The following is a 14,050-nucleotide window of genomic DNA, read 5'->3' as shown; positions in this document are numbered from 1 at the left end:
GGAGGCCGCCCACATACCTTTTCGCGGCACTATGTGGACATCTTGATGAGGCCGCCCGCGAACGCCTTCTGGCTCAGCGCGCCCAGCTTCACCACCGAACTGGGGTAGACGCTGCCGCAGCTGGTGTCCTTGGCGACCAGGTCGGGCCGGATCACCGCGGAGTCGATGACGCCCTGGCCGTAGCCCATGAGGAAGGAGCGCAGCTCGACGGGGGTGGGATCCACGCCCTCCTCCTCCAGTGACCTGTCGATCTCCGCGACCTCCCGCGCGATGGCGTCGGAGAGCGCGCGGTCCTGGGCGGCCTGGGCGAGGATGTCACGCCCGAACCGGGCGTAGATGTGTTCGAGCGGCGTCGCCGACAGGTGCCTCGTCAGGTCCTTGGCCCTGGCGTGGCGCATGGCCTGCATGAGGCGAAGCATCAGGATCTTCATCTGGTTGGTGGCACCGCCACGGCCAGGGCGGCGCCACTCCTCCTTTCGCTCCTTCAGGGGATGGTGTCGAAGCTCGGAACCTCATGCCGCGTCGGCGGGCCGCGCTGAGCGGACCTGTGCAGTCCTGGGGTGCCCACACCGCCTCCCTCGGCGCCCCGCGGACGCGAGGCGGAACCACCGGCATCGATACCCCGGTCGCCGGTGCCGCCCTCGCTCGCGCGCGAAACGCAATCCGGTTGTTGCACGGGGGCGTCCTGCCTTTCGCCAGAGGGTCGATGCCTTCCTCTGACGACGTGATGGGGGGATCGGATGGCGGCGTTGGCGAATCGTTATCGCAGCCCGGGGGGAACGTTGGGATTTGCCGGGAAATACCTTTACCCCGCGCCGGGTCACGGGGACCCGCGGGGTGGGGCGGTCCCGCCGTCCCTCAGGAGGGCCCGGTCATCGACAGCACGTCGAGCAGCGCGTCCAGCTCGGCCTCGGAGATGGTGCCGTTGGCGACGTGGCCGCGCTCGATGACCACCTCGCGGATCGTCTTGCGCTCCGCCAGCGCCTGCTTGGCGATCTTGGCGGCCTCCTCGTAGCCGACGTGACGGTTGAGCGGGGTGACGATCGAGGGGGAGGACTCGGCGTACTCGCGCAGCCGCTCGGTGTTGGCGGTGATCCCGGTCACGCACCGGTCGGCCAGCAGGCGGGAGACGTTGGCGAGCAGGCGGATCGACTCCAGGACGTTCCTGCCGATCAGGGGCAGCATGACGTTCAGCTCGAAGTTGCCCGAGGCGCCCGCGAAGGTGATGGCGGCGTCGTTGCCGATGACCTGGGCCGCCACCATGGCCGCGGCCTCGGGGATCACCGGGTTGACCTTCCCCGGCATGATCGAGGAGCCGGGCTGGAGGTCGGGCAGGTTGATCTCACCGAGCCCGGCCCGCGGTCCCGAGCCCATCCACCGCAGATCGTTGGCGATCTTGTTGAGGGAGACGGCGACGACCTTCAGCTGGCCGGAGAGCTCGACGATCGCGTCCTGGCTGCTCTGGGCCTCGAAGTGGTCAGGGGCCTCGACGAACATGATGCCGGTCGCCTGGCTGAGCTTCTCGATCGCCTTGGCGGCGAAACCGGGAGGGGTGTTGATGCCGGTGCCGACGGCCGTGCCGCCGAGCGGGAGCTCCACCACGTGGGCGAGGGCCGACTGGACGCGGGTGACGCCGTGCTCGATCTGGGCGGCGTAGCCGCCGAACTCCTGGCCGAGCGTCACGGGGGTGGCGTCCATGAGGTGGGTCCTGCCCGACTTCACGGTCTGCGCGAACTCCGTCGCCTTGGCCCGCAGGGCGGTGGCCAGGTGCTGCAACGAGGGCACCAGGTGGAAGACGACCTCGGTGGCGGCGGCCACGCGGATCGAGGTGGGGAAGACGTCGTTGGACGACTGCGAGGCGTTGACGTGGTCGTTCGGGTGCACCGGACGGCCGAGCCGCGCCTGCGCCAGCGTGGCGACGACCTCGTTGGTGTTCATGTTCGACGAGGTGCCCGAGCCGGTCTGGAACACGTCGATGGGGAAGTGCTCGTCGTACTCGTTCTCCGCCACGTCGGCGGCGGCCTGGGCGATGGCCTCGGCCAGATCCTTGTCGAGGACTCCGAGCTCGGCGTTGACCTCGGCGGCCACCGCTTTGATCAGGCCGAGGGCGGCGATGTGAGAGGGCTCCAGGCGGCGACCCGAGATGGGGAAGTTCTCCACGGCTCGCTGGGTCTGGGCGCGCCAGTGGGCGTCGACGGGGACGCGGACCTCACCCATGGAGTCGTGCTCGATCCGGAATTCACTCATGTGTCCAAGTCTGTGCGATCCAGATCGAGCACGACATGCCGGGGTCAGGAGATGGCGGCGATGACCAGGATGGCGATCACGGCCAGCGCCACGATAGCGACGCCGATGAGGACGAGGACGCCCGCCCTGTTGGACTCCGGCTGGGGCGCCGGCGTGCCCGCGATCGCGAACAGGTCGGTGCCCAGGCCCGGCTGCCGGTCGGGGTGGTCGGTCCCGTGCCCACCGGGACGAGCCGGTACGGCCACGCCGCCCGGTCCGGGCGGCATGCCGTTGTACGGCACGGCACCCGGCGGACCCGCGTATCCGGGAACCCCCGGACCACCATGACCCGGACCGCCATGACCTGGACCAGGCCCCTGCCCGGGACCCGGGCCCTGGCCGCCTGGCCCCTGGCGCCAACCGCCCTGCCCGCCTGGTCCCTGTCCGGGTCCCTGGCTGTGTCCCTGCCCGGGTCTCTGCCCTGGTCCCTGCCCGGGAGCCTGTCCTGGTCCCTGTCCTGGTCCCTGTCCTGGGCCGTGGGTGGCCTGGCCGGGGTGCGGGCCGGGAGCGGCGGGGCCACCGGGACCCTGCTGCCCGGAACCGCCCTGGGCGGCAGGCGTGCCGGGGCCGCCCTGGGCGGCCGGTGCCGCGAAGGCGCCCCTGCCCTCCGGCGCCACGGGTCCCGCGAACGCGCCCCGCCCCTGCTGCCCGGCCCCGGCCGTCCCCGAGAACGCTCCAGGCGCGCCTGGCTCGCCGTGCGGTCCGGCGGCGCCCGGCGGCGGGAAGACCGGCTTGTCGGCACGCACCGGGATGGACAGCCTCGAGGTGACGACGGCCCCCTCGTCCACCGGCTCGGCCGGCTGGGGACGGGCGGGCTTGGGCCGCTGCACGGCCATCGTCCTGTCGGGGTCGAACTCCTCCATCACCTGCGGGATGTCGTTGCTCGGGGTGTCGGCCACCATCCGCAGCAGGGTCTCGGTCTTGGCCGCGGTCAGGCGCTGGCGGTGGTCCTTGTGCAGCATCCCCTCGAGCACCGGGCGCAGCGCCCCCGCCTGCGTGGGCGGGTCGGCGCTCTCGGTCATCAGCGCGGCCAGCGTCTCGGCCACGGTCGCGCGCTCGTAGGCCGGCCTGCCCTCCACGGCGAAGTACAGGGTCGCGCCGAGCGACCAGATGTCCGACTCCGGCCCGGTGTACTCGCCACGCGCCCGCTCCGGCGCCGTGTAGCCGGGGGAGCCGATCACCATGCCGGTCTTGGTCAGGCGGGTGTCGCCCTCGACCTTGGCGATGCCGAAGTCGGTCAGGACGACCCGGCCGTTCTCGGTGATCAGTACGTTGCCCGGCTTGACGTCGCGGTGCGTGACGCCCTGCGCGTGGGCGGCGCGCAGCGCGCCCAGCAGGTCGACGCCGATCTCGGCCACCAGCCGGGGCGGCAGCGGACCCTCCTCCTCGATGACCTGTTCCATGGAGCGGGCCTCGACGAGCTCCATGATGATCCACGGACTGTTGTCCTGGATGAGGACGTCGTGGATGGAGGCCACGGACGGGTGGCTGATCCGCGCGGCGGTGCGGCCCTCGCGGACCATGCGCTCGCGCAGTTCGGCGCGCTGCTCGTCGGTGAGCCCCGGGTCCTGGCGGATCTCCTTGATCGCCACCTCGCGGCCGAGGGCACGGTCGTGGGCCCGCCACACGGTCCCCATCGTCCCTCTGCCGATCGGGGTGATCAGCTCGTAGCGTTCCGCGAGCAGGCGCTTCTGCTGTTCCGGCATGAGAAGAAGATATCTATTCCCGCTTGGAGAACGCTTTACCCGCGCTTGCGAAGTTCGCGCGGCCACCAGCGTCGTGGAAGGAACACCTTTATCAAAGTGGCCATGAATCGGGCATAGCCGGACGGGTTGGGGCGCTGCTCGACGACCTTCCTGTGCACGCCCTCGCCCGGTCTGCGGTGGCTCCTGGGGAGCGGCACCACCGGGGTCGGCGCGGTCGTCTCCGCCCGGTGCAGGCCGCGATGCGTGGGCCGGCGGACCGGGCCTGGGCGGGGGATCCTGCTCCTGGTGGCCAGCGGGTCCTCCGCCGCGCCCCCGGCCGCGACGCGGGCCAGCATGAGCGAGGCGCGCACCGAGTCGAGCCGGGTGGCGGGGTCGATCCTCAGCAGGGCGTCGAGCACGGGCGCCAGCGGTCCCGCCTTGACCATGGGGATGGGCTCCCCGCTGGTGAGCGCGGCCAGCGCCGCGGCCGCCGTACGTCTGCCGTGCAGGCCCCTGCCCTCGACCGCGGTGTAGAGGGTCGCGCCGAGCGACCACAGGTCGGCCGCGGGGCTGGCCTTCGCGCCCAGCACGCGTTCGGGGGCGATGTAGCCGGCCGAACCGAGCACGATGCCCGCCTGGGTGATGGAGGCGTCGCCCTCCATGGCCGCCAGGCCGAAGTCGGTGAGCACCGCCCGCTCGTCGGTGACCAGGACGTTGCTGGGCTTCACGTCGCGGTGGAGGATGCCCTTGGCGTGGACGGCCCGCAGCGCGCCGAGCACCTGCCTGCCGATCTCCGCAGCCCTGCGCGGCGGCAGCGGGCCCTCCTGCATGATGAGCTGCTCCAGGGACCTGGCCTGGAGCAGCTCCATCACGATCCACGGCCGTTCGTCCTCGGTGACGACGTCGAAGACGGTGATCACCGAGGGGTGCGCGACCATCGCCGTGGCCCTGCCCTCACGCTCGGTGCGGGCACAGAGCTCGGCGCGCAACTCCTCGTCGAGGACCGTCGGCAGGCGCACTTCCTTGACCGCTACGTAACGGTCGAGCAACTCATCGTGCGCTCGCCAAACCGTGCCCATGCCGCCGCGGCCGACCGGCTCCAAAAGCCGATAGCGCGCGGCAAGGAGGTAACCGGACGGCGCACGCATGGCAGGCAGCTTACCTATTTGCGGAAACCGACCAGTAGAGGCCGGGCCGATAAAAAGTTGCGAACTTCGGTCAAGCCGCCTGACTCGTCACGTCAGCAAACCTCTTGGCGACATCGTTCCAGTTCACCAGGTCCCACAGCCTCTCCACGTAGTCGGGACGCACGTTGCGATACTGCAGGTAGTAGGCGTGTTCCCAGGCGTCGAAGACCAGCAGCGGCGTGGTGTTCATGCCGACGTTGCCGTGGTGGTCGTAGACCTGCTCCACCACCAGGCGCCCGCCGAGCGGCTCGTAGGCCAGCACGCCCCACCCGGAGCCCTGTACGCCGGTGGTGGCGGCGCTCAGCTGCTTCTGGAAGGCCTCGAAGGTGCCGAAGTGCTCGTCGATCGCGTCGCGCAGCGCGCCGTCGGGGCGGTCGCCGCCGTCGGGGGACAGGTTCTCCCAGAAGATCGAGTGCAGCACGTGGCCCGACAGGTGGAAGGCGAAGGTCTTCTCCAGGCCGACCAGTCCGCCGAACTGGCCCTTGTCGCGGGCCTCGGCCAGCTGCTCCAGCGTGTCGTTGGCGCCCTTCACGTAGGCGGCGTGGTGCTTGGCGTGGTGCAGTTCGAGGATCTCGCCCGTGATCGCGGGCTCCAGCGCCGCGTAGTCGTAGGGCATGTCAGGAAGGGTGTAGGCACCCATGATCCACCTCCAGGTGATCAACGCCCTCCCGACACTATTGCAAAGAGTTCGCACCTGCATCGGTCCGGAGACTTAGGGCTCCGCTTCTTGCAAGTTATTCGCAACTACTGCATGATGGCGGTATCAGTTCGGTCCCTGCGTGGGGCGGGCGGGGCCGCCCCGCCCGCCCACGTGCAGGTGGCTTGACTCTCTCGATCGTGGTCGCGTCAGCGGATTGCAAGCTGTTCGTCAGCGCCCTGACGCACGCTGAATCCGTGAACCTCACTACCGCAAAACGCGTCGAAACTGTCAGCGTCGAGCGTCATGATGAAAGTAGACGGGTTCACCGGAACTAGGCGGGACCCCGGAGGCGTTGGGGGAGAAAAGAGACGATCTCCAGCGCGCCGGGGACCTACCAGGGCAACGAGGCCCACCACATGAAGGATCAGGAGAGTCATCTGAGAGGTACATGATGTGCAGTCACTCACCCGCTTGCCCGGCCGCCGACGCAGCCGACCGTGAAGCCTCGCACGTGATCGCAGCCCACCCCGACCAGGGATGGAGCCTGCTGTGCAACGGTGTGGTCCTGTTCGAGGACACCGGCCTGCTGCTCCCCGACGGCACCGTCATCGCACCCCACCGCGGCCTGGTCGCCGCCTGACTCATCCCGCAGGTGCGGTCGTCCGAGACCGGCCACACCGCGGTGAGCCGTCACCCGTCCGAGAGGGCGCACCACCGACGCCGCTCACACCTGGCGCACCACCCACCGTCCTGAGGGCACCGCCCGGCATGCCGTACGCCGTCGAAGGGTGTCCGGCCACCGGCTTGGGATTCATCACCGAGCTGGCTGACCAGGCGAGGGCACTCTCGCGACTACGACCGTCAAGTGGACGCCGTCACCGTGCCCCTGTAGGTGGCAGGGGTGTTCGAGGCCGAGCACCGGCCCATCATGGAAGCCGGCGGCTACCGGCTGTCACCGGGGGCAGGGGTGGTTCACGTGCCTGTTCGGGCAGCAGACCATGCCGACCGTGATGAAGCGGCCTCCGGACAGCCAGGAGCCCCATTGGACATCCACCCCGCGCGGCAACAGGTCGGCAGCCAGAGCCTCACGGCACTCCAAAGGGATCTTGTCTCCCGCGTCGCGGTGCCGAGCGTACGTCTGGGACATCCATTCGACGGCTTTGACCGCGTCATCGAACGTCTCGGCGATCCGCGCAGCGGGTTTGGCCAGCCATTCACCCGTCCGCATCGGCGGCAGGACAGAAGTAACGAAGTCCGGTGAGGTGGGTCGGCGTTCAGCCTCACGAGCCAGGTCGGCCCCGTTGCCGAGCCACGTGTAAGCGTGCCAGTGCATCGTTCCCCGTAGTGTCGAAGGGGGACGGCCCCTGCCTGATTCAGGCGGGCAGGGGCCGTCTCTGGTGGCGTTCTAGATGGTCGCCTTCTGGAACGCCTCCAGCTCGGACCTGGTGAACCGGAGCGTCCCGGCATCCGGGCGCTTGCTGTCGCGCAGGGCGAACGCGTCACTCGCGCCAGGAATCGGGGCGATCTCCACGCAGGATTCGCCTTCGCCGTCCTCGTTGTTGTTGCCGCCGCACAGGCGGCGGAACTTCAGCGAACCGAGATCCTTCCCATACAGATCCATCTACCTGCCTTCCACCACCTCGGACCGGGCGGCCCGAGGTGGTGGCACGGCTGGCGGCTGGATGCGTCTGCCAGACGCCGGCCGCGCGTCTATGGGGGCGGCCGGTGCCTTGCGCGCGCCGCTTGCTCGTCCAGCCGGGGTGTCAGGCTATCCAGGTTCCGCGCGAGGAGGACAGGCAGTAGGCCATGCCGTCGGGAGCCGTACTTCGTCTTGAGTTCGTCAGGCGTCATCGAGCTAGCTCACCGCCCTGAGGGGCGCCCGCCTGCGGGGCCGGCGGGTAGCCAGTTGGAGGGGTGTGACCCTTTCGACGTCGGCAACTCGCCGACGCAGCGCCGGAGCATCGGCGGCGCACACGATGTCGTCCCTGTTCATTTGGGTGACGATCCGCAGCCGGAGCATGTGTTCCCGGTACTCTTCACAGGTCCACGACGGCGGCACGTCTGATCGCGCGTCTCTGGCTCCGCAGGGATGCCAGAGCTGGCAGACCGAGCCTGGCGATCGCAGTGACTCAGCGCTGTCTGTCCGGAGGGCATGCCCCGACGGTAGGAAAGCCCTGACAGCGCGGCCTAGGGGCTTTCCTGTCCTGTCAACAACTCGCCCCGGACATGCTCAACGAGAGTCGTCATCTCGTTGTCATGGACGGCTACCCGAGTGAAGCCCTCGAACTTGGTGACGTACGTTCCGACGTCGCGGGGATCGGTCGTGACGATCTCCGCGTGTGGCGTCTCCACAGTCGCCAGCCGCTCGTCGAAGATGCAGAACGACGTACCCGGTAGGTCGGTCTGGGGGACCGACAGCGGCACGACGCCTATCCGTACGTTGGCCAGGCGCGAGATGGATACGAGCTTGTCCAGCTGCCCGGCCATCATCGCCGGGGGAAGGATGCGCCACCGTAGAACTGACTCGGTGATCAGGAAGTGAAACGACCTTCCCGAGTCGTACAGAACGGTCTGGCGCTCCAATCGCGCTCCCATGGTGCGCGTCGTCTCCTCGGGCGTGAGGTTCCGTCGTCCGACGACGGCCCGTACGTACTCCGGCGTCTGGAGTAGCCCGGGGATGGCAGAGCACTGAAAGAGCCTCAGGAATGCCGTCTGAGCTTCTACGGCTTGGATCTGCATCTGCTTCTTGTGCGACCCCATACGCCGGTACAGACGCCATGCCGTCACCTCTGTTGCTGCTCTGCGGGCAGCTTGGATGAATCCGGCCTTGACCTCTTCGGAGACCTCAAGGGCCGTGAGGATGCGTTCTACGTCCGTGAGGGACGGGGCAAGATGCCCGTTCTCGATCTTGCTCAGCTTGGACGGAGACATGACGGCACTCCGGGCAACTGCCTTGGCGGGTAGGCCGCTGGCTTCGCGCAGTTCCCGGAGGGCTGTCGAAAGGTCTTCCTTGTTCAGCCGTGACGCTCCCAGAAGGAAGCGAACGGCTCGGCGTGCTTGAGGGCCAGGTCCCGGTGCTGGATGTACTTCGAAGCCTGCGCTTCGGGCAGGATCTCAGCCCCGGTGAATGCTCCCTGGCCGTCGTAGTACATGCGGACGACCGTCCGTTCGTCGAACATCCAAAAGTCGTGATCGGGAAGTCCGGACACGTCGTGCTCGGCCAGATCCAGGACGAAGAACTCTTCCCCCGCCTTGGCGTTGCGGTGGTAGCCCCACGCGAACTCGAACCGGAGGTAATCCGTAAGCGGAGTGGTCACCACATGCACCCGGTACATGCGCTTGCCCGCCTGTACGGCGTTGCTCACCGTCGTTACCCACGGAGAGTTCCTGAACTGCTCGGGCTCCTCCTCGCCGGCGAGGAAGGCAGGGAGGCCGATGCGGGTTCCCGCTGAGTCGTAGTGGTTCAGCGTCTCCAGCCGAAAGGCTTCACGGTCGAAGCTCTCGAAGAGTTGGCCGAACTCCTCAGGTGAGATCACGGGCAACCTTCCGAAGGAGTTCTTCGGGGATCTCGACAATCGTTTCGTGATCAGGAATCGCTAATCCGTGATCGTCCAGCACTCTGGCACCTTGGATCACGTACGTTCCCCGGTCACTCCGGAAGACGGTAGGGCAGGTGCCGTCGTCACAGCCCTCGGTACCGCCGACCTTGGTGAGCCTCATGCCCGCCCCTCTGTGTCTGTGATCCCATGCTTCGGGGATCACCGGGCAGGGTCAAGCGTCGGGAGTTGAGAGAACAGGAAACCCCGTTCGGCTGTGGGACTGGGGATAGACGGCAGCCCCCGCCCCGATGCGCGGGCGGAGGCTTGGACGGCTCTCAGCCGCGCCCCAAGGCGTGGGAGGTTAGTCCAGACGCCTTGACCGGCTGACGACGACGAGTCCTCTGAACTCGCAGGCCCTCGTCCGTTGGAGTGAGGAGCATCCAACGACAGCGCCCATCTAGCTGCGGTTTCGGGTGGGGATGCCCATGAAGGTGGCTCCGCCGTCAAGTTGCCGCTGGTCAAAGAAGTCGTCACCCTTGTCGTCGACGACGATGAAGGCGGGGAAGTCCTCGACCTCGATCTTCCAGACCGCCTCCATGCCCAGCTCCGGGTATTCCAGGACCTCGACCTTCTTGATGCAGTCCTGCGCCAGGCGGGCGGCGGGGCCGCCGATGGAGCCGAGGTAGAAGCCGCCGTACTTCTGGCACGCCTCGGTGACCTGCTTGGACCTGTTGCCCTTGGCCAGCATGACCTTGGACCCGCCCGCGGCCTGGAAACGCTCGACGTAGGAGTCCATGCGGCCGGCGGTCGTGGGGCCGAAGGAGCCCGAGGCGTAGCCCGTGGGGGTCTTGGCCGGACCGGCGTAGTAGACGGCGTGGTCCTTCAGGTAGGCCGGCATCTCGCCGCCGGCGTCGAGCAGCTCGGCGATCTTGGCGTGCGCGATGTCACGCGCCACCACCAGCGGCCCGGTGAGCGACAGGCGCGTCTTGACCGGGTACCTGGTCAGCTCGGCGAGGATCTCCGGCATGGGCCGGTTGAGGTCGATCTTCACCACGTCGTCGGACAGGTGCTCGTCGGTCGTCTCGGGCAGGAAGCGGGCCGGATCGGTCTCCAGCTTCTCCAGGAAGACGCCCTCGGGCGTGATCTTGGCGAGGGCCTGCCGGTCGGCCGAGCAGGAGACGGCGATGGCCACCGGGCACGAGGCGCCGTGCCGTGGCAGGCGGATGACGCGGACGTCGTGGCAGAAGTACTTGCCGCCGAACTGCGCGCCGATGCCGAGCTTCTGCGTCAGTTCGAAGACCTTCTGCTCCATCTCCAGGTCGCGGAAGCCGTGGCCGGAGGCCGCGCCCTCGGTCGGGATCGAGTCTAGGTAGCGGGCGCTGGCGTACTTGGCGGTCTTCAGCGCGTACTCGGCGCTGGTGCCGCCGATGACCACGGCCAGGTGGTACGGCGGGCACGCCGCGGTGCCGAGCGAGCGGATCTTCTCCTCGAGGAAGGCCAGCATGCGCTTCTCGTTGAGGACGGCCTTGGTCTCCTGGTAGAGGAACGACTTGTTGGCCGAGCCGCCGCCCTTGGCCATGAACAGCAGCTTGTACTCGTCGGCGTGGCCGTGGGGGTCCTCGGCGTACAGCTCGATCTGGGCCGGCAGGTTGGTGCCGGTGTTCTTCTCCTCCCACATGGTGAGCGGAGCCATCTGGGAGTAGCGCAGGTTGAGCTTGGTGTAGGCGTCGTAGACGCCGCGCGCGATCGCCTCGGCGTCGCGGCCGTCGGTCAGCACGTGGCGGCCGCGCTTGCCCATCACGATCGCCGTGCCGGTGTCCTGGCACATGGGCAGCACGCCGCCGGCGGAGATGGAGGCGTTCTTGAGCAGGTCGAGCGCGACGAACCGGTCGTTGCCGCTCGACTCGGGGTCGTCGATGATCTTCCGTAGCTGGGCCAGGTGGCCGGCGCGCAGGAAGTGCGAGATGTCGTGGACGGCGGTCTCGGTGAGCAGCCGCAACGCCTCCGGGTCGACCTCCAGGAAGCTGCGTCCCGCAGCCTCGACCTTCCGCACCCCCTCGCTGGTGATCAGCCGATACTCGGTGTCGTCGGCGCCAAGCGGAAGCAGGTCGGTGTAGTCGAACTCGGGCATGTCCCTCGATCCTTTCGGTCCTCCTAGAGGGTACGGCTTGGCGCGTGCGAGGAAGAACCACCGGTCACGAGAGGCATCCCATAACGGATTTTTCCGATTTATGGGGTCAAAGAGGTGTCTTGTGGGGCCGCTCCGCCGAACGCTTGAGGGAGGAGGACGTCATGGATGTGCCCATTTTCTTCGTGCTCGGATTTGCGCTCCTCATGGCCGGAGCCCTCGGCCTCGCCGTCGTCGCCATCGTGCTGACGGGCATCAAGAGCGGCCAGTGGCCGGCAGGGGAACACCACCCGCATCGGCGTACCTGGCGCCACCACTGAGCCCCACCACGATCCCGGCGATGACCAGCGTCGCCCCCAGCAGGTCGGGCGCGGTCGGCACCGCGACGCCGAGTGCGAGCCCCGTGACGATCGCGCCGACCGGGATGAGCCCGGCGAACAGCCCTGCCCTGCCGGGGCCCAGCTTGGGGAGCGAGGAGTACCACAGGAAGAAGGCGATCGTCGTCACGACCACCGCGAGGTAGGCGAAGCCGAGCCCCTCGGCGAGGGTGGGCGTCCGCAGCATGGCGGGGCCCTCCACGACCAGCCCGATCACGGCCAGCAAGGGGACGGCCAGCGCCGTCGAGTAGGCCGAGACGCGCATCGCGCCGAGCTTCGGCAGGAGGGGGATGGCCAGCATGGAGAAGCTGACCTCCCCCACGAGCGCGCCCAGGGACCACAGCAGCCCTGGCAGGTCGCCGCTGCCGAGACCCGCGGCCAGCGTGGCGCCCGCCACCACGACCCCCGCGCCCACCAGCAGCCGCGGCGCCGGCCGCCCGCCGGCCAGTGCCAGGACGAGCGGCACGGTGCCCAGCACCGTGCCGGGAAGGGCAGGACCCGCATGCCTGGTGGCCTCGATGACGCACACGTTGAAGATGACCAGGCCGAACACCGACAGGCCGATGAGCAGCAGCGTCTCCCGCGCGGTGAGCTTGACGAAGCGGTGGCCCGCCATGCGCGTGACGGCCAGCAGGATGACCGCCGCGGCCAGGTAGCGGACGGCCTGCCCGCCGTACACCGGGTAGTCCTGGATCACTCTGGAGACCGCGGCGAGCGTGCCGACGAGGAACATGGCGGAGGCTGCTCCGATGACGCCGTTTCTCATGTACGGCATGCTAGGAATCGAATGGTTCGCCCAGACAGTCCAATGATGCGGTGAAAGCGGGGACCAATTGGCCGACCTTCATATACCGATAAATCGGGATCTGGGGGCGATCTCCGCGCAGATCGCGGGGCACCTGCGCGAGTCCATCCGGCAGGGCCGGCTCGAACCCGGCACCCGGCTGCCCGCCAGCAGGGAGCTGGCCGCGGATCTGGGCCTGTCGAGAGGCGTCGTGGTCGAGGCCTACGAGCAGCTCGTCGCCGAGGGCTTCCTGCTGGCCAGGGTCGGCGCGGGCACCGTGGTCGCCGCGACCGCCCGCAGGGATCCGGAGCCGGTCGCCGTGCGGGAGCGCGCCCCCTACTACGGGCACCGGCCGACCTCGCCCGACCTGAGCGCCTTCCCCCGCGAACGCTGGCTGGCCGCGGTCAAGCACGTGCTGACCACGGTGCCCGGCGACGCCTTCGACTACTGCGATCCCGGCGGCGTCATCGAGCTGCGCGAGGAGCTGGCCTCCTACCTCAAGCGGGTGCGCGCCGCCGACGTCACCGCCGACAACCTGGTGATCGTCGGCGGGGTGGCCCAGGGGCTGAGCCTGATCCTGCACGTGCTGAACGGCCCCAGGCTCGGCGTCGAGGACCCGACGAGCCACCGCCAGGTGCCGCTGCTCAGGAGGTCGGGCTCCGAGCTGGTGCCGATCCCGGTCGACGCCGAGGGCCTCGACGTCACCGCCCTGGACGGGGTGGCGGCCGTCCTGGTGACGCCCGCGCACCAGTACCCGACGGGCGTCGTGCTCTCGCCCGCGCGCAGGGCCGCGCTGATGGAGTGGGGCGGCATGGTGCTGGAGGACGACTACGACGCCGAGTTCAGGTTCGACCGCGACCCCGTGGGCTGCCTGCAGGGCCTCGCGCCCGACCGGGTGATCCTGTCGGGCAGCGTCAGCAAGTCGCTGGCTCCGGGGCTGCGGCTGGGCTGGATCGCCGCCCCCCTGGACCTGGCCGACGCCGTACGGCGGGCCAGGGCCGAGTTCGACCTCGGCTCTCCCGTCGTCGAGCAGTACGCCCTGGCCCACTTCCTGCGGTCGGGCGGCTACGACCGCAACCTGCGCCGGATGCGCAGGGAGTACAGGAAGCGGCGTGACGCCCTGGCCAGGGCGCTGGCCGAGCACCTGCCCGAGGTGAGCGTCGGCGGCATCGAGGCGGGGTTGCACGTCTTCGTCGGCCTGCCCGAGCACTGGGACGAGCGGGAGGTGGTGGCCGCGGCCGAGGCGGAGGGGCTGTCCGCCGAGCCCGTCGGGCCGATGCGCTTCGCCGGAGGGTCGCCCGCGATCGTCATCGGCTTCGCCCGCCTGCCCGTTCATCACGCCGCTGACGTGGTACGACGAGTAAAGGTAAGAATGTCTGGACAAAGAAAGGGATAGAAGGTTAGAAAGGGATCCGATACCCGAC

General features: G+C 68.9%; 14 protein-coding genes. 3 read left to right on the top strand and 11 right to left on the bottom strand.

What is annotated here, in order from left to right; all coding sequences use genetic code 11:
* Positions 1-29: 29 nt before the first annotated feature.
* The 5 genes from ACWEVS_RS03595 to ACWEVS_RS03575 all read right to left on the bottom strand — a co-directional run bounded on the left by ACWEVS_RS03595 (position 30) and on the right by ACWEVS_RS03575 (position 5,798).
* Positions 30-419: a hypothetical protein gene (locus tag ACWEVS_RS03595; RefSeq protein WP_354905712.1), complete on the bottom strand. Its 390-nt coding sequence runs from the start codon at positions 417-419 to the stop codon at positions 30-32.
* A gap of 439 nt (positions 420-858) precedes the next feature.
* On the bottom strand, positions 859-2,247 hold the full coding sequence (locus ACWEVS_RS03590) for a class II fumarate hydratase (RefSeq protein ID WP_452549744.1): 1,389 nt from the start codon (positions 2,245-2,247) through the stop codon (positions 859-861).
* 44 nt (positions 2,248-2,291) lie between these two features.
* A complete protein-coding gene (locus ACWEVS_RS03585) occupies positions 2,292-3,992 on the bottom strand; it encodes a protein kinase domain-containing protein (RefSeq protein ID WP_452549742.1) in 1,701 nt (566 codons plus the stop codon).
* Between the two features lie 35 nt (positions 3,993-4,027).
* Positions 4,028-5,119 (bottom strand): serine/threonine-protein kinase, encoded by a 1,092-nt coding sequence (locus ACWEVS_RS03580; protein ID WP_449917928.1) that lies wholly within the window; start codon positions 5,117-5,119, stop codon positions 4,028-4,030.
* A 70-nt stretch (positions 5,120-5,189) separates the two neighbouring features.
* Positions 5,190-5,798 (bottom strand): superoxide dismutase, encoded by a 609-nt coding sequence (locus ACWEVS_RS03575; RefSeq protein WP_354905717.1) that lies wholly within the window; start codon positions 5,796-5,798, stop codon positions 5,190-5,192.
* A gap of 451 nt (positions 5,799-6,249) precedes the next feature.
* On the opposite strand from ACWEVS_RS03575, the gene ACWEVS_RS03570 reads away from it, so the two are divergent.
* The gene (locus tag ACWEVS_RS03570; RefSeq protein ID WP_354905977.1) at positions 6,250-6,438 is read left to right on the top strand and encodes a DUF5999 family protein; all 189 of its coding nucleotides are present in this window, start codon (positions 6,250-6,252) and stop codon (positions 6,436-6,438) included.
* Between the two features lie 261 nt (positions 6,439-6,699).
* Entirely contained in the window at positions 6,700-7,059 is a 360-nt protein-coding gene (locus ACWEVS_RS03565) for a hypothetical protein (RefSeq protein WP_449917925.1), read from the top strand.
* Between the two features lie 144 nt (positions 7,060-7,203).
* Here ACWEVS_RS03565 and ACWEVS_RS03560 read toward each other — a convergent pair whose 3' ends face one another.
* The 6 genes from ACWEVS_RS03560 to ACWEVS_RS03535 form a co-directional block, all read right to left on the bottom strand.
* Positions 7,204-7,419 carry a DUF397 domain-containing protein gene (locus ACWEVS_RS03560; RefSeq protein WP_449917922.1) on the bottom strand — a complete coding sequence of 72 codons (216 nt, stop codon included), beginning with the start codon at positions 7,417-7,419 and terminating at the stop codon, positions 7,204-7,206.
* Positions 7,420-7,985: 566 nt separating this feature from the next.
* Positions 7,986-8,816: a helix-turn-helix domain-containing protein gene (locus tag ACWEVS_RS03555; RefSeq protein ID WP_452549898.1), complete on the bottom strand. Its 831-nt coding sequence runs from the start codon at positions 8,814-8,816 to the stop codon at positions 7,986-7,988.
* Positions 8,813-9,334 carry a DUF6879 family protein gene (locus ACWEVS_RS03550; RefSeq protein ID WP_449917920.1) on the bottom strand — a complete coding sequence of 174 codons (522 nt, stop codon included), beginning with the start codon at positions 9,332-9,334 and terminating at the stop codon, positions 8,813-8,815. The genes ACWEVS_RS03555 and ACWEVS_RS03550 overlap by 4 nt, the downstream gene beginning before the upstream one ends.
* Positions 9,321-9,518 carry a hypothetical protein gene (locus ACWEVS_RS03545; protein ID WP_449917917.1) on the bottom strand — a complete coding sequence of 66 codons (198 nt, stop codon included), beginning with the start codon at positions 9,516-9,518 and terminating at the stop codon, positions 9,321-9,323. Before ACWEVS_RS03545 ends, ACWEVS_RS03550 begins: the two co-directional genes overlap by 14 nt.
* A 276-nt stretch (positions 9,519-9,794) precedes the next feature.
* A complete protein-coding gene (locus tag ACWEVS_RS03540) occupies positions 9,795-11,468 on the bottom strand; it encodes a fumarate hydratase (protein WP_449917915.1) in 1,674 nt (557 codons plus the stop codon).
* Positions 11,469-11,720: 252 nt separating this feature from the next.
* Positions 11,721-12,608: a DMT family transporter gene (locus tag ACWEVS_RS03535; RefSeq protein ID WP_452549739.1), complete on the bottom strand. Its 888-nt coding sequence runs from the start codon at positions 12,606-12,608 to the stop codon at positions 11,721-11,723.
* A gap of 67 nt (positions 12,609-12,675) precedes the next feature.
* Here ACWEVS_RS03535 and pdxR point away from each other — a divergent pair, with 67 nt between their 5' ends.
* Entirely contained in the window at positions 12,676-14,022 is a 1,347-nt protein-coding gene (gene pdxR / locus ACWEVS_RS03530) for a MocR-like pyridoxine biosynthesis transcription factor PdxR (RefSeq protein ID WP_452549736.1), read from the top strand.
* The last annotated feature ends 28 nt before the right edge of the window (positions 14,023-14,050 follow it).

The organism is Nonomuraea sp. NPDC003754, assembly GCF_053605785.1.
This window is presented reverse-complemented; position numbering and strand designations above follow the sequence as displayed.

What these genes read in the sequence shown, in the direction of transcription:
- ACWEVS_RS03595 (WP_354905712.1), bottom strand. Translation starts at nt 419, where the DNA reads ATGCTTCGCCTCATGCAGGCCATGCGCCACGCCAGGGCCAAGGACCTG.
- ACWEVS_RS03590 (WP_452549744.1), bottom strand. Translation starts at nt 2,247, where the DNA reads ATGAGTGAATTCCGGATCGAGCACGACTCCATGGGTGAGGTCCGCGTC.
- ACWEVS_RS03585 (WP_452549742.1), bottom strand. Translation starts at nt 3,992, where the DNA reads ATGCCGGAACAGCAGAAGCGCCTGCTCGCGGAACGCTACGAGCTGATC.
- ACWEVS_RS03580 (WP_449917928.1), bottom strand. Translation starts at nt 5,119, where the DNA reads ATGCGTGCGCCGTCCGGTTACCTCCTTGCCGCGCGCTATCGGCTTTTG.
- ACWEVS_RS03575 (WP_354905717.1), bottom strand. Translation starts at nt 5,798, where the DNA reads ATGGGTGCCTACACCCTTCCTGACATGCCCTACGACTACGCGGCGCTG.
- ACWEVS_RS03570 (WP_354905977.1), top strand. Translation starts at nt 6,250, where the DNA reads ATGTGCAGTCACTCACCCGCTTGCCCGGCCGCCGACGCAGCCGACCGT.
- ACWEVS_RS03560 (WP_449917922.1), bottom strand. Translation starts at nt 7,419, where the DNA reads ATGGATCTGTATGGGAAGGATCTCGGTTCGCTGAAGTTCCGCCGCCTG.
- ACWEVS_RS03545 (WP_449917917.1), bottom strand. Translation starts at nt 9,518, where the DNA reads ATGAGGCTCACCAAGGTCGGCGGTACCGAGGGCTGTGACGACGGCACC.
- ACWEVS_RS03540 (WP_449917915.1), bottom strand. Translation starts at nt 11,468, where the DNA reads ATGCCCGAGTTCGACTACACCGACCTGCTTCCGCTTGGCGCCGACGAC.
- ACWEVS_RS03535 (WP_452549739.1), bottom strand. Translation starts at nt 12,608, where the DNA reads ATGAGAAACGGCGTCATCGGAGCAGCCTCCGCCATGTTCCTCGTCGGC.